Origin of the sequence: Pseudorhodoferax sp. LjRoot39 (assembly GCF_964253035.1) — a bacterium.
Taxonomy (GTDB): Bacteria; Pseudomonadota; Gammaproteobacteria; order Burkholderiales; family Burkholderiaceae_C; genus Pseudorhodoferax.
Genome location: NZ_CAXUQL020000001.1, coordinates 4,805,818 through 4,818,609 on the forward strand (window position 1 = coordinate 4,805,818; position 12,792 = coordinate 4,818,609).

Below are 12,792 nucleotides of genomic sequence, written 5' to 3' on the forward strand. Positions count from 1 at the left end.
AGGGCCGCGAGCGGCCGTTGTGCTCCCGTGACGCATGGGCATCAGGCCGAGCGTTCGGCCACACAGCATGATCGCTGCCGTTGGCGCGAGATCTCGCCATCGGCAAGCCGATGGTGTGGGCCAATGCCTGCTTGAACGGTCAGTCCGCAACCCCGATGCGCGCCAGCCTTGCGAGTGCCTCGGCCGGTAACACCAGCGACGCTGCGGCAAGATTCTCACGCAGGTGCGCCACCGACGAAGTGCCCGGGATCAGGAGCAGGTTGGGCGAGCGCTGCAGCAGCCAGGCCAGCGCCACTTGCAAGGGCGTGGCACCGAGCGTGCCGGCCACTTCCGACAGGGCAGTCGACTGCAGCGGCGTGAAACCGCCGAGCGGGAAGAAGGGCACATAGGCGATGCCTGCGGCGGCCAATTCATCGATCAGCGCATCGTCGCCGCGGTGCACCAGGTTGTAGTGGTTCTGCACGCAGACGATGGGCGCGATGCTGCGGCCCTGCGCTACCTGGGTGCGCGTGACGTTGGACAGGCCGATGTGGCGCACCAGGCCCTGGTGCTGCAGCTCGGCCAGGGCCGCCAGCGGGGCCTCCAGCGAGCCTTCGGCAGGACCGTGCACATCGAACATGGCGCGCAGGTTGACCACCTCCAGCACATCGAGGCCGAGGTTGCGCAGGTTGTCGTGCACCGCGCGGGTCAGGTCGTCGGCCGAGAACGCCGGCTGCCACGACGCGTCGGCGCCGCGCACGGCGCCGATCTTGGTCACGATGGTCAGGTCGTGCGCATAAGGCTGCAGCGCCTCGCGGATCAGCTGGTTGGTGGTGTGCGGGCCGTAGAAGTCGCTGGTGTCGATGTGGTCGACGCCAGCCTCGACCGCTGCGCGCAGCACCGCCAGCGCGGCTGCCTTGTCTTTCGGCGGGCCGAACACGCCGGGACCGGCCAGTTGCATGGCGCCGTAGCCAAGACGGCCGACGCGGCGGTCGCCGAGGAGAAAAGTGCCTGCTGCGGCGAGGTTGGAGGAGGTCATGGAATGCGCTCGGTGGTTGTGTTGAAGGCAATGTAGGCCGCCGTTCTCCGTTCGACAATCCGTCGCAATCGGCACAGACTGTGCGGTTTGGTGAACAATGACCCGCCATGACCACGGAACTTGCCGACATCCAAGCCTTCGTCGCCGTGGCGCGCGCTGCGGGCTTCCGCGAAGCGGCCCGCGCCATCGGCAGCAGCCCCTCGCGCCTCAGCGAGGCCGTGCGGCGGCTGGAAGACCGGCTCGGCGTCCGGTTGCTCAACCGCACCACGCGCAGCGTGGCGCCCACCGAGGCCGGCGCGCAGCTGCTGGAGCGCCTGGAGCCGGCGCTTAAGGAGGTCTACGCCGCGCTCGACCTGGCCAACGGATTCCGCGGCAAACCTGTGGGAACGCTGCGGCTCAACGTGCCGGTCAGCGCATCGCGCCTCGTGCTGCCGCACATCGTTCCGCCCTTCCTGGCGGCCTTTCCGGACATCCGGCTCGAAGTCATTGCCGAGGATGGCTTCGTGGACGTACTGGCCGCCGGCTGCGATGCCGGCATCCGCTACGACGAGCGCTTGGAGCAGGACATGATCGCCATCCCCATCGGCCCGCGCGAGCAGCGCTTCGCCGCCGCTGCAGCGCCGGCCTACCTGCAGCAGCGCGGCCGGCCGAAGCATCCGCGTGAGCTGCTGGACCACGCCTGCCTGCGCGGCCAGTTCGCCAGCGGCACGAAACCCGCCTGGGAGTTCGAGCGCAAGGGGGAGCGCCTGAAGATCGAGCCCACCGGGCCATTGCTGGTGCGCATCGGCGCGGCGGCCGACCTCGCGGTGGATGCGGCCGTGGCTGGCGTCGGCGTCGTCTACCTGTTCGAGGGCTGGCTGCGGCCATACATCGCGCGCGGCGAGCTCGAGCCCGTGCTGGAGCCTTGGTGGCCGCGCTTCTCGGGTCCCTTCCTGTACTACCCAGGCAGACGCCACCAGCCGGCTCCGCTGCGGGCCTTCGTGGATTTCGTCAAGGCGCTGCCGCCGTGGGAGTAGGTGGCGCGGCGGGCTCACGTTGCGGCATCAGCGAGGCTGGTTGTGGGCTGGTACCCAATGCCTGGCTGCGCGTTCAGAGCGGGGCGCGGCACTGTGGCGGCCGGGGTGGTCGGACGCGTCGCGGGTCCGAACGACTGCAGCGCAGCGTCGGACTAAACCGCTCGCGCGGTAGGCGCTCCGCGCGACGCGTGGCCGCTTGATTCCCGCGTTGCTGCCACCGTCGATGTCGAGGCAATCCCGCCTCGCTCATCGACGGAGCTGCAACCATGGACACGATCATTCCGGCGGTCACGCCGCTGCGCCAGCGCATGCTCGAAGACATGCGCATCCGCAAGCTGGATCCACGCACGCAGGTGGCCTACATCCGGGCCGTGCGCAAGCTGGCCGCTTACCTGCACCGCTCGCCGGACACGGCCAGCGTGGAAGACCTGCGCAACTTCCAACTGCACCTGGTGGACTCGGGCACTTCGCCCATGACGCTGAACGCCACGCAGACCGGCCTGCGTTTCTTCTTCGACGTCACGCTGCAGCGCGTGGACCTGATGGCCCGCATGCATCCGGTCAAGCTGCCGCACAAGGTGCCCGTGGTGCTCAGCGTGCAGGAGACCACGCGCCTGATCGCCGCGGCCACCAACGTCAAGCACCAGGCCGCGCTGTCGGTTGCCTATGGCGCGGGCCTGCGCGCCAGCGAGGTCGTCCACCTGAAGGTCACCGACGTGGATGGCGAGCGCATGACGTTGAGGGTGGAGCAAGGCAAGGGCCGCAAGGACCGCTACGCGATGCTCAGCCCGGTGTTGCTGCAGCGTCTGCGCACCTGGTGGCGCGTCGCCAATGCGCAGGGCCGCATGCGGCCCGGTGGCTGGCTGTTCCCGGGCATGGACCCGACCGACCCACTGACGCCGCGCCAGCTCAACCGCGCCATTCATGCGGCCGCTGAAGCGGCCGGTATCGACAAGCGCGTCTCCACACACACGCTGCGCCACGGGTTCGCAACGCACCTGCTGGAGCGCAAGGTGGACATTCGCGTGATCCAGGTGCTGCTGGGCCACAAGCGGCTGGAGACGACGGCGATCTACACCCACGTGGCCACCGATCTGCTGCGCGAGGTGATCGGCCCGCTGGAGCCGCTGCCGCCGTCCTGAGGTGCAGCCATGGGACGGCCAGCCCTGGAGGTGGCCGATGTCTTCCACCAGCATGGCCCGGCCTGGCGTGCCGCCCAGCGCGGCCACCTGAGCCTGGGCCAGCTCAAGGTCATGTCGGCCATCGCACAGTGCCGCAGCGCGGCGCTGGGTGGCCACGTGCTGCGCTGCGAAGGCTGCGGTACCGACCAGGTCTCCTACAACTCCTGCCGCAACCGGCACTGCCCCAAGTGCCAGAGCGCGGCGGCACAGCGCTGGCTCGATGCGCGCCAGGCCGATCTGCTGCCGGTGGAGTATTACCACGTGGTGTTCACGCTGCCGGCGCCCGTGGCGGACATCGCGTACCAGAACAAGGCGGTGCTCTATGGGCTGCTGTTCGACCTGGCCGCCGAGGTGCTGCTGACCATCGCCGCCGATCCGAAGCACCTGGGCGCCAGGATCGGGGCGACACTGGTGCTGCACACCTGGGGCTCTGCGCTGACGCACCATCCGCACGTGCACGGCATCGTGCCCGGCGGTGGGCTGGCCCCCGATGGCAAGACCTGGGTGGCGTGCCGGCCTGGCTTCTTCCTGCCGGTGCGGGTGCTGTCGCGCCTGTTCCGAAGGCGCTTCCTTGAAGAGCTGTGGCGGCTGCACGCGGGCGGCAAGCTGCAGTTCTTCGGCGAGCAGGCCACCCTTGCCGGCGCACCGGCCTTCAAGCGCTGGCTGGCACCGCTGCGCCGGGTCGAGTGGGTGGTCTACGCTAAGCGTCCCTTCGCCGGGCCGCAGTCCGTGCTGGCCTATCTGTCGCGCTACACCCACCGGGTGGCGATCTCCAACAGCCGGCTGCTGGCGATGGACGAGCGCGGCGTGACGTTCCGCTGGAAGGACTACCGCGCCAAGGGCCGCACGCGCCACAAGGCCATGACGCTGGATCCGGCGGAGTTCATGCGCCGCTTCTTGCTACACGTACTGCCTGCAGGCCTGCACCGCATCCGTCACTACGGGTTGCTGGCCAACGGCTGCCGCACGGCCAGCCTGGCGTTGGCGCGCGAGCTGCTCCAGGCTCCGCCAGCGCCCCTCGCGGCGGACAGTGACGCTGCTGCGTCGGCCCCGCCAGCTGCCACCTTCATCTGCCGGCACTGCGGGCAGGCAATGAGCATCTTGCTGGTCTTCATGCGCGGCATGGCCATCCGCGCACCGCCGCCATGACCAGCGACGGCACGCACGGATCGCAACACGCGCTGATCGGCCAGTGGCCTGCACCGGCTGGGCAATCGTGCGCGTGGCAGCTGCGTCACCATCGTGGACCACAGTTGGCCGGCTGCTGCTGGTCCATCCGATCAGGCGGCGCCGTCATGGGCGGCGCCATCCGGCATGCGCGGACCCACAGCCTGGCCGCCAGGACCAGCATCGCGTTGCTCAAATCCCCATAGCCTGCCGCGGCAAACTGCCGCAGCGACGCAATCCGCGGTTTCCTCCCTCGAGGCTTGTGCGACACCTGCCCTCAGGTCGTGGCTCATCCACGACCTGCGGCTTGCCGGGCAGGTATCTCACAACCCTAAACAGGACGGGTCCTTCGACGCTCCGCGCCTAACTTCAGCCGAAGGCCGGTTGCCGTTGCGCATACCGCACACGACGGTGCCTGCTGCCATGGTACGGGTCAGGGAACTATGGGCGTAGCAGCAGCGCGACCGGCACACGGCAGCCTGTGCCGTGGGCGACGACGTCGTGCTCCCCGGCGAGCCGCTGATGTTGCCGCGTCGCGTCTCGAGTGACGTGGCTCCTCAGGCCCCAGGCCAGGTCGCAGCGCACGCTGCCTGGAGTTCCGGCAACCGGTAGGCTTGGCAGGCGGTCCCGTAGAAGAGCGCCTTGCGTTCCTCGGCCGACAGCCCGCCCGTCGCCAGCTTGAACGCATTCCACAGCTGCGTGTACCCGCAGGACTGCTTGTCCACCGGGAAGTTGCTCTCCAGCATGCAACGCGCCGGGCCGAAGGCCTCGATGCAGACCTGCACCAGCGGCTGCCAGGCCTGCACCAGCGCCTGCGTGGCGGCGGGCCGTTCGCGCTGTTCGAAGCCGAAGCCGAAGATCGGCATGCCCATGCCGCCCACCTTCACGACCACGTTGGGCCGCTGCGCAAGCAGGCGCATGTCCTGCTCCCACTGCCGGCGCACTGCGCTGCGCTGCGTGGCGAAGTCCAGCACGCCGACCGGCATGCCGACATGGTTCAGCACGATGGTCGTGCGCGGGAATGCGTCCGCCAGTGCCGCGAGTTCGCGCAGCTGCGTGTGGTAGACCAGCGCGTCGAAACTCAGGCGGTGGCGTTCCAGCAGCGCAAAGCCGCGCCGGAACGCCGCGTCCGCCATCAGCTGCCGCGGCGCGTTCGGGATGAACCTGCACAGGGCGCCATCGTGGTACGTCGTGTAGTAGCGCACGCCGCGCAGCCGGCCGTCGGACGCGGCCACGTGCGCTTCCAGTACCTCGGCGGCGGCATCGCCCAGGGACAGGTTCACGTCCGAGACGATGCCCGCCGCCAGCCGGCATGGCCCCTGCGGCGTGGGCAGCGGCTGCGCGCTGAGCTGCACGATGCGCTCGACCTCGCCGACCGAGCGCAGGGGCTCCGGCCCGTCGCTGCGCCAGCCCGCACCGTAGGCCGCCACATAGACGGTGCCCAGCACGCGGTGCCCACCGGCCAGGTCCTGCGCCATGTCCTCGCGCCGCCAATACAGCGGCTGCGCCTCGGTGTTGAACAGGTGGTGGTGCGGGTCCACGATCGGCAGGCCGGGCTCCAGCGCAGGCTCGACGGACGCCAGCGCATGCCAGGCCAGCAGGTCCTTGGTGGGGCGGTGCTGGTTGCCGCGGTAGGAGGTGGCGGGCATGTCGGTCGTGGCCTGGTGGGACGGAGGGTTGCCGAGGGCGGCATCGCCCACCGCCAGGGCGAGGGCGGCCAGCGCAGTGCGGCGGGTCGGGGGCATGGCCATGTCCTTCAGTTCAGCGTCATGCCGGAGGACTTGACCACCGGGCGCCATTTCTCGATCTCGGCCTGCACGAACTGCCGGGTGCCGGCCGGCGTGCTGCGCGCGTCCAGGTCCACGCCCATGGCGGTGACGCGGCCGCGGAACTTCTCGTCGGCCAGCACCTCGTTCAGCGCGCGGTCCAGGCGCTGCACCACGGCCGCCGGCGTGCCCTTGGGGGCCGCCAGGAAGATCCAGGTGCTGATCTCGTAGCCGGGCAGCCCGGCCTCGGCGCTGGTCGGCACCTTGGGCAGCAGGGCAGGGCGGGTCGCGGAGGGCGCGGCCAGCGCCGTCAGCGAACCGTCCTGCACGCGGGGCGCGCAGGTGGCCACCGTGCACAGCATGAAGCTGATGTGGCCGCCCAGCAGGTCGGTCAGGGCAGCGCCTTCGCCTTTGTAGGGCACGTGGATGGCGTCGGTCCCGGTCAGGTGCTTGAGGTACTCGCCGCCCAGGTGCATGGGCGAGCCCACGCCGGCCGAGCCGAACTGCAGCTTGCCGGGCTGGGCGCGCATGCGCTCGACCAGGCCCTGCAGATCCTGGACACCCAGCTTCGGCGTGGTCACCACCAGGAAGCCGAAGCTGCCGATCTTGCCGATGAATTCGAAATCGTTGACCGGGTGGTAGGGCAGCTGTGGCTGCAGGCTGGAGTTCAGCGCATGCGCCAGCGTGCTGATCAACAGCGTGTAGCCGTTCGGCGCCGCACGGGCCACCTGGGCCGCCGCCAGCATGGTCGCGGCGCCGGGCTTGTTCTCGGGCACGATGCGCTGGCCCAGGCGCGTGCCCATGTGTTCGGCCAGCAGGCGCGCCAGCGTATCGCTGCCGCCGCCAGGCACGTAGGGGATGACCAGCTGGATGGGCTGCGTCGGATAGGCCGGGGCCTGTGCCTGTGCCTGTGCGTGGGTGGCCTGGCAGGCCATGCCCGCGCAAGCCAGCAGGGCGAGGCTGCGGAGGAGGGGCTTCATGGGGTGTCCTTGGTGGAGAGCAGCGGGGCGGGGCCCCAGAAGCCGGGGGCGGCCCGGCCCACGTCGGCGGCCTCGGGCAGTTGCCAGCAGATGCGCGACAGCCGCAGCGCCTGGTCCGGGCCCAGCGCGTCGCCGGCCTGGCGCAGCAGCTTGGCGTCGAGCTCGGCGTCCGTCATGGGCCGTGTGGCGGCGCCGATGCAGGGGTCGACGGCGGCCTCAAGGCGCCGGCCGTCGCGCAGCGTGACGGCGGCGCGCGCTGCGTCCAGCGCCAGCGCCTCGTCCACGGTCGCGACCACGCGGCCGCGCAGGGCGACCACGGCGGGGTCGTGCACGCAGGCGTCCGATGCCTCGGCCAGGCCGGCACGCCGGTGCTGCAGCACGGCCGCGGCCCAGTGGTAGATGCTGGCCTGCGCGTCGAAGCTGTGCTGCGGCGTGCGCCGGCCGGTCAGGCCCTCGGCCAGCGGGTGCACCCACAGGTCCACGCGCGCGATGTCGGCCGCGGCGAAGTCGTGCGCGCGCACCAGCTGCAGGCAGGCGTCGGTCGCGGCATGGGTCAGGCAGCCCGAGGGAAAGGGCTTGAGCGAGACGTTCATGCACTCCCAGTGCTGGCCGAGCCGCTCGGTCAGCGCATCGGCGTTCGCCGGCCGGCCGAACAGCTGCAGCAGGCCGTGCGTGGCGCCGAGCGCATCGTCGTGGCAGTTGAAATCGCCCGCGGCGAGGTGCGCGGCCAACAGCCCTTCGCGGCCGGCATGGCCCGGGATCAGGGCGCTGCCCATGCTGCCGTGCGAGGCGCGCAGCCCGCCGGCCTGCAGCGCCGCCAGGCCCATGGCCCAGGCCAGTTGCCGCTCCGACAGGCCCATCAGCTTGCCGACGGCAGCGGCCACGCCCACGGCCCCGGTCACGCCGGTCATGTACCAGCCCAGTTCGCACTGCGCAGGCGGCACGGTCAGCGCGCAGCTCAGGCGGCATTGCAGCTCGCTGGACAGCACCAGCGCATGCAGGAAATCGGTGCCGCGCACGGGGTGCAGCTCGGCGTAGGCCAGCAGCGCCGCGATGCCCGGCGCGCCGGGATGCGCCACCGTGGCCAGGTGGGCATCGTCGAAGGCATGCGCGCCGATGCCCAGGCCGTTGACCATGGCCGCGTTCGACGGGTCCAGCCGGCGCTGCGTGCCCAGCACGGTGCAGGGGCCGGTGGCCTGCAGCCGGTCCAGCCCGGCCAGCGCATGGGCCACGGCGGCGCTGGAGGCGCCGCCCTGGGCGCAACCGATGCCGTTGACGAAGGCGCGCACGGCTTCGTGCTGCACGGCGCCGGGCAGGTCCTGCCACTGCGACCGGTGGACGAAGCGTGCGAGTTGTCCGGTCAGCGTGACCGGGCTGGTGGATGGCGTGCTGGCCATGTGTCTCCTTGCGGTAGCCGGCTGCGCGCGGACGGCGTTCCGGTCTGTGCGGCGCAGTCTAGAAAGCCCGCCGCGCCGCCGTCCATGGCGAAGTTCGCGACCCCGTGTCCCGATTTCGCGAACACCGGCCGTGCACGGCTTTCGTGCATGCCGGTTCCACGAAAGACGCATGGACGCCGCACCCCTGCCAAACCTACAGTCCGTCACCACCAACACGAACACGGACCCGTAGAGATGACCACCACCCAAGAGACAACCGAAGCCGGCATCACCAAGGAGCTGGCCCTGGGCAAGTTCACCGACAAGATGCTGGCCGACATGCGCGCGCTGATCGGCACCGACCTGCGCACCGAGTCCTGCCTGAACAACGAGTACGCCACGCGCCTGGCGATCATGCGGTTCTGCGAAGGCATCGGCGACGACAACCCGCTGTGGACCGACGCCGCCTATGCCAACAACGGCCCGCACGGCACGCTGGTCGCGCCCCCCAGCTTCATCTTCGCCTGCCTGGGCTCCGTGCAGGTCGGCTGGCCGGGTCTGGGCGGCTTCCATGCCGAGACCAAGATGACCTTCGGCGACCCGATCCGCGTGGGCGAGAAGATCACGGCCAAGGTCACCTTCGACGGGTTCGACGGCCCCATCGCCGACAGCAACTTCGGCGGCCGCCGCATCAAGGACTACCTGCGCCAGGAGTACCGCAACGACGAAGGCGACCTGAAGGCCACCTTCATCTGCTCGCGCATGCGCTTCGAGCGCGGCGAGATGCAGGCGCGCCGCGAGAGCCGGGCGATCGAGGTGCCGCACTCCTGGAAGGACGAGGAGATCGCCGCCATCGAGGAGCAGATCCTGGCCGAACGCCCGCGCGGCGCCACGCCGCGCTACTGGGACGACGTCAACGTCGGCGACGAGATCGACGTCATCACCAAGGGCCCGCTGGGCCTGACGGACTTCATCGCCTTCATCGCCGCCGGCGCCGCGCCGATCCCGCGCGTGGCCGCCCATGCCGTGTCGCTCAAGCGCTACCACAAGCACCCCAAGTGGGCCTTCCGCGACCCCAGGACGCATGCGCTGGAGCCGGTCTACTCGGTGCACTACAACGACTACGCGGCCCAGCTGCAGGGCGCGCAGATCGCCTACGACGTGGGCATCCAGCGCACCTGCTGGCAGATCCATTCGCTGACCAACTGGATGGGCGACGCGGGCCGGCTGCTGGCGCTGACGGGCCAGTACCGCTCGCACGTCTACCTGGGCGACGTGGTGCGCCTGGGTGGCCGCATCGAGGCCAAGGAGGTCGACGAGCAGGGCCGCCACATCGTCCGCCTGGTCACCTGGGCCACCAACCAGCGCGGCCAGCAGTGCATGCCCGGCACCGCGGTGGTGGCGCTGCCCAAGCGCAACGCGGCCTGAGCGAGAGCGACGCCCCAGCACGAAGGACGGAGACGAGCATGAGAACCACCCGCGACACCTTGATCGCCGAGGCGCAGCGTGCCCAGGACCATTCGACGGCCGGCGATGCGCCGGCGCCCGACGGCACGGACCTGCCGCTGGCCGGCGTGCGCGTGCTCGACCTGACGCGCTACCTCTCGGGCCCCTACGCGACGCTGCTGCTCGCGGAGATGGGCGCCGAGGTGATCAAGGTCGAAGTGCCCGAGGCGGGGGACGACACGCGCCACATCGCGCCGCTGCAGGGCGACGTGAGCTTCTACCACTCCACCATCAACCGCAGCAAGGCGTCGGTGGAGGTCGACCTGAAGTCGGAGGAGGGGCGCCAGCTCATCCATGCGATGGCGGCCGACTGCGACATCTTCATCCAGAACTTCCGCACCGGCGTGGCCGAACGCCTGGGCCTGGGCTACGACGTGATCTCCAGGATCAATCCCCGCATCGTCTACGGCTCGATCTCCGGCTTCGGCGCGACCGGGCCCGAGAGCCGGCGTGCCGCCTTCGACCTGATCGTGCAGGCCGAGTCCGGCGTCATGAGCCTCAATGGTGAAGGGGATGCCCCGCCCAGCAAGCTGGGCCTGCCGGTGGCCGACCTGACCTCGGGCATGTTCGCGGTGCACGGCATCCTGGCCGCGCTGCACAAGCGTTCGCGCACGGGCAAGGGCAGCCTGGTCGAGGTCAGCATGATGAGCTCGCTGCTGTCGCTGTCCGTCTACAACGCCACGCGCTACTTCGTGACGGGCGAGACGCCCAAGCGCATGGGGTCGCGCCACCCGGGCGTGGTGCCCTACGGCCAGTACGCGGGCTCGGACGGCAACATCCTGCTCTCGACGTTCAGCGACGGTTCGTGGAAGAAGATCGTGCTGGCCATGGACCGCCCCGATCTCGCGGAAGACCCGCGGTTCATCACGGCGGCCTCGCGGGTCCTGCACCGTGACGCCTGCGATGCCGTGCTCAGCGCCGTCTTCGCCGAGTTCACGGCTGCCGAGATCGTGCGGCGGCTGGAGGTGGCGGGCATCCCGTGCGGCGTGGTCCGCAGCCTGGGCGAGGCGCTGGAGGTCGAAGCCGCCAGCGGCTCGGGCTCCATCACCGATGTCGAGTATCCGGGCAACGTCGGCTCCATCCGCAGCGTCCGCATTCCCATCAAGTTCGATGGTGCATGGTGCCCCGCCAGACCGGCCCCGGCACTCGGCCAGGACAACGCGATGCTCGATCGCTACAAGAAATCTTGAACGGAGACACCAGCATGTCGACCACCACCACCCCTTGGGGCAAGGACATCGCCACGGAGACGATCGGCGGTGTTCCGTTCCGGGTCTACACCGAGCGCCCGCGCCGGGTCGAGCAACTGCTCGCCTTCGCAGGACGCTGGGGAACGCAGCCCCATCTGATCCAGGACGAGCGCGTCCTGGGCTTCCAGGCCCTGCACGCCGCCGTGCTGGCCAAGGCCCGCCAACTGGCCGGCCTGGGTGTCGAGCGCGGCGACCGCGTCTTCCTGCTGGGCTGGAACAGCACCGAATGGGTGGTCAACTTCTGGGCTTGCCTGCAAGCTGGTGCCGTCCCGGTGCTTGCCAATGCCTGGTGGAGCGAGCACGAGGTGCGCAACGGCGTGGCGCTGCTGCAGCCGGCCGCGGCCCTGGCCGATGCCCGCACCGCCGGCAAGCTGCCGGCCGGCGTGCCCCAGGCCCCGTGGGAGATCGACACGGCGGCCACGGTGCCGGCCGACGCCGAGCCCGCCAGCGGCAGCGAGCAGGACACCGCCCTGATCATCTTCACGTCCGGCACCTCGGGCCAGCCCAAGGCCGTCCAGCTGTCGCACCGTGCCGTGCTGGCGCGGCTGCAGATGACGCTGCACGTCACGCGCAAGCTGCCCCAGCAGATCGACGCGCCCGCGCACGACGTGACGCTGATCACCGGCCCACTGTTCCACGTCGGCGGCATGCAGACCCTGCTGCGTGCGCTGGTGGTGGGCGAGACGCTGGTGCTGTCCGCCGGCCGCTTCGATCCCGCCGACGTGCTGGCCCTGGTGGAGCGCCACAAGGTCAAGCGCTGGAACGCGGTGCCCACCATGGTGACGCGCTTGCTGGACCACCCGGACGTGGGCCGCCGCGACCTGTCCAGCCTGAAGGCGATCAGCATCGGCGGCGCACCCGTGCATGCCGAGCTGATGGCCCGCATCCGCGAGAGCCTTCCCGACGTCAGCCCGCGCATCCCGACCGGCTACGGCCTCACCGAGAACGGCGGCCAGGCCACCGCCTCGGCCGGCTCGGAAGACGTGGCACAGCTGGGGTCCACCGGCAAGCCGCTGCCCTGCGTGGAGATCAGCTTCCTGCAGCATCCCGGCCTGCCGGACGGCGAGGTGCTGCTGCGCTCGCCGACTCAGATGTCGGGCTACTACGGTATCGCCGAATCGCCGATCGACGCCGAGGGCTGGCTGCACACCGGCGACCTGGGCCGCCTCGACGAGCACGGTCAGCTGTGGATCACGGGCCGTTGCAAGGACATGATCATCCGCGGCGGCGAGAACATCGCGCCGGCCGCCATCGAGCGTGCCCTGATGAACATTCCCGGCGTGGCCGAGACCGTGGTGTTCGGCGTGCCGCACCGCGACCTGGGCGAGGAGGTCATGGCGGTCGTCGTGACCGACAGCGGCCTGACCGCGGAGCAGATCAAGGAGCAGCTGCGCGGCCAGATCGCGTCCTTCGCGATCCCCAGCCTGTGGAAGCTGCAGCGCGAACCGCTCGCGACCAACCACACCGGCAAGGTCGACAAGGCGGTGATCAGCGCCGAAGTCCGCGCCGAACTGCAGAAGAAAGCAGGATGA

At 70.3% G+C, this 12,792-nt stretch carries 10 protein-coding genes; 6 read left to right on the forward strand and 4 right to left on the reverse strand.

Annotated elements, in window-relative coordinates; genetic code table 11:
• Window positions 1–139: 139 nt before the first annotated feature.
• Complete coding sequence (locus ACSQ4M_RS22440) at window positions 140–1,018, reverse strand: aldo/keto reductase family oxidoreductase (RefSeq protein ID WP_436191628.1); 879 nt, start codon at window positions 1,016–1,018, stop codon at window positions 140–142.
• A 107-nt stretch (window positions 1,019–1,125) separates the two neighbouring features.
• Here ACSQ4M_RS22440 and ACSQ4M_RS22445 point away from each other — a divergent pair, with 107 nt between their 5' ends.
• From ACSQ4M_RS22445 to ACSQ4M_RS22455, 3 genes are all read left to right on the forward strand, one after another.
• A complete protein-coding gene (locus ACSQ4M_RS22445; protein ID WP_436191629.1) occupies window positions 1,126–2,034 on the forward strand; it encodes a LysR family transcriptional regulator in 909 nt (302 codons plus the stop codon).
• Between the two features lie 266 nt (window positions 2,035–2,300).
• Window positions 2,301–3,176, forward strand: coding sequence for a tyrosine-type recombinase/integrase (locus ACSQ4M_RS22450; protein WP_436190226.1), 876 nt, complete (start codon window positions 2,301–2,303; stop codon window positions 3,174–3,176).
• 9 nt (window positions 3,177–3,185) lie between these two features.
• Complete coding sequence (locus ACSQ4M_RS22455; RefSeq protein WP_436190227.1) at window positions 3,186–4,364, forward strand: IS91 family transposase; 1,179 nt, start codon at window positions 3,186–3,188, stop codon at window positions 4,362–4,364.
• A 575-nt stretch (window positions 4,365–4,939) separates the two neighbouring features.
• Here ACSQ4M_RS22455 and ACSQ4M_RS22460 read toward each other — a convergent pair.
• From ACSQ4M_RS22460 to ACSQ4M_RS22470, 3 genes are read right to left on the reverse strand one after another with little or no spacing between them, the layout of a single operon-like run.
• The gene (locus ACSQ4M_RS22460) at window positions 4,940–6,127 is read right to left on the reverse strand and encodes an amidohydrolase family protein (protein ID WP_436191630.1); all 1,188 of its coding nucleotides are present in this window, start codon (window positions 6,125–6,127) and stop codon (window positions 4,940–4,942) included.
• 11 nt (window positions 6,128–6,138) lie between these two features.
• Window positions 6,139–7,128, reverse strand: coding sequence for a tripartite tricarboxylate transporter substrate binding protein (locus ACSQ4M_RS22465; protein ID WP_436191631.1), 990 nt, complete (start codon window positions 7,126–7,128; stop codon window positions 6,139–6,141).
• Window positions 7,125–8,525, reverse strand: coding sequence for an MmgE/PrpD family protein (locus ACSQ4M_RS22470; protein ID WP_436191632.1), 1,401 nt, complete (start codon window positions 8,523–8,525; stop codon window positions 7,125–7,127). The genes ACSQ4M_RS22465 and ACSQ4M_RS22470 overlap by 4 nt, the downstream gene beginning before the upstream one ends.
• Before the next feature lie 234 nt (window positions 8,526–8,759).
• Between ACSQ4M_RS22470 and ACSQ4M_RS22475 the strand changes: the two genes are divergently transcribed.
• The 3 genes from ACSQ4M_RS22475 to ACSQ4M_RS22485 are packed head-to-tail and all read left to right on the forward strand — an operon-like array spanning window position 8,760 to window position 12,792.
• Window positions 8,760–9,932 carry an FAS1-like dehydratase domain-containing protein gene (locus ACSQ4M_RS22475; RefSeq protein WP_436191633.1) on the forward strand — a complete coding sequence of 391 codons (1,173 nt, stop codon included), beginning with the start codon at window positions 8,760–8,762 and terminating at the stop codon, window positions 9,930–9,932.
• A gap of 38 nt (window positions 9,933–9,970) precedes the next feature.
• The gene (locus tag ACSQ4M_RS22480) at window positions 9,971–11,200 is read left to right on the forward strand and encodes a CaiB/BaiF CoA transferase family protein (protein WP_436191634.1); all 1,230 of its coding nucleotides are present in this window, start codon (window positions 9,971–9,973) and stop codon (window positions 11,198–11,200) included.
• A 14-nt stretch (window positions 11,201–11,214) separates the two neighbouring features.
• Window positions 11,215–12,792 (forward strand): class I adenylate-forming enzyme family protein, encoded by a 1,578-nt coding sequence (locus ACSQ4M_RS22485; RefSeq protein WP_436191635.1) that lies wholly within the window; start codon window positions 11,215–11,217, stop codon window positions 12,790–12,792.

Excerpts from the sequence above, each read along its gene's own strand:
- ACSQ4M_RS22440 (WP_436191628.1), bottom strand. The coding sequence starts at position 1,018 with ATGACCTCCTCCAACCTCGCCGCAGCAGGCACTTTTCTCCTCGGCGAC.
- ACSQ4M_RS22445 (WP_436191629.1), top strand. The coding sequence starts at position 1,126 with ATGACCACGGAACTTGCCGACATCCAAGCCTTCGTCGCCGTGGCGCGC.
- ACSQ4M_RS22450 (WP_436190226.1), top strand. The coding sequence starts at position 2,301 with ATGGACACGATCATTCCGGCGGTCACGCCGCTGCGCCAGCGCATGCTC.
- ACSQ4M_RS22455 (WP_436190227.1), top strand. The coding sequence starts at position 3,186 with ATGGGACGGCCAGCCCTGGAGGTGGCCGATGTCTTCCACCAGCATGGC.
- ACSQ4M_RS22460 (WP_436191630.1), bottom strand. The coding sequence starts at position 6,127 with ATGCCCCCGACCCGCCGCACTGCGCTGGCCGCCCTCGCCCTGGCGGTG.
- ACSQ4M_RS22465 (WP_436191631.1), bottom strand. The coding sequence starts at position 7,128 with ATGAAGCCCCTCCTCCGCAGCCTCGCCCTGCTGGCTTGCGCGGGCATG.
- ACSQ4M_RS22470 (WP_436191632.1), bottom strand. The coding sequence starts at position 8,525 with ATGGCCAGCACGCCATCCACCAGCCCGGTCACGCTGACCGGACAACTC.
- ACSQ4M_RS22475 (WP_436191633.1), top strand. The coding sequence starts at position 8,760 with ATGACCACCACCCAAGAGACAACCGAAGCCGGCATCACCAAGGAGCTG.
- ACSQ4M_RS22480 (WP_436191634.1), top strand. The coding sequence starts at position 9,971 with ATGAGAACCACCCGCGACACCTTGATCGCCGAGGCGCAGCGTGCCCAG.
- ACSQ4M_RS22485 (WP_436191635.1), top strand. The coding sequence starts at position 11,215 with ATGTCGACCACCACCACCCCTTGGGGCAAGGACATCGCCACGGAGACG.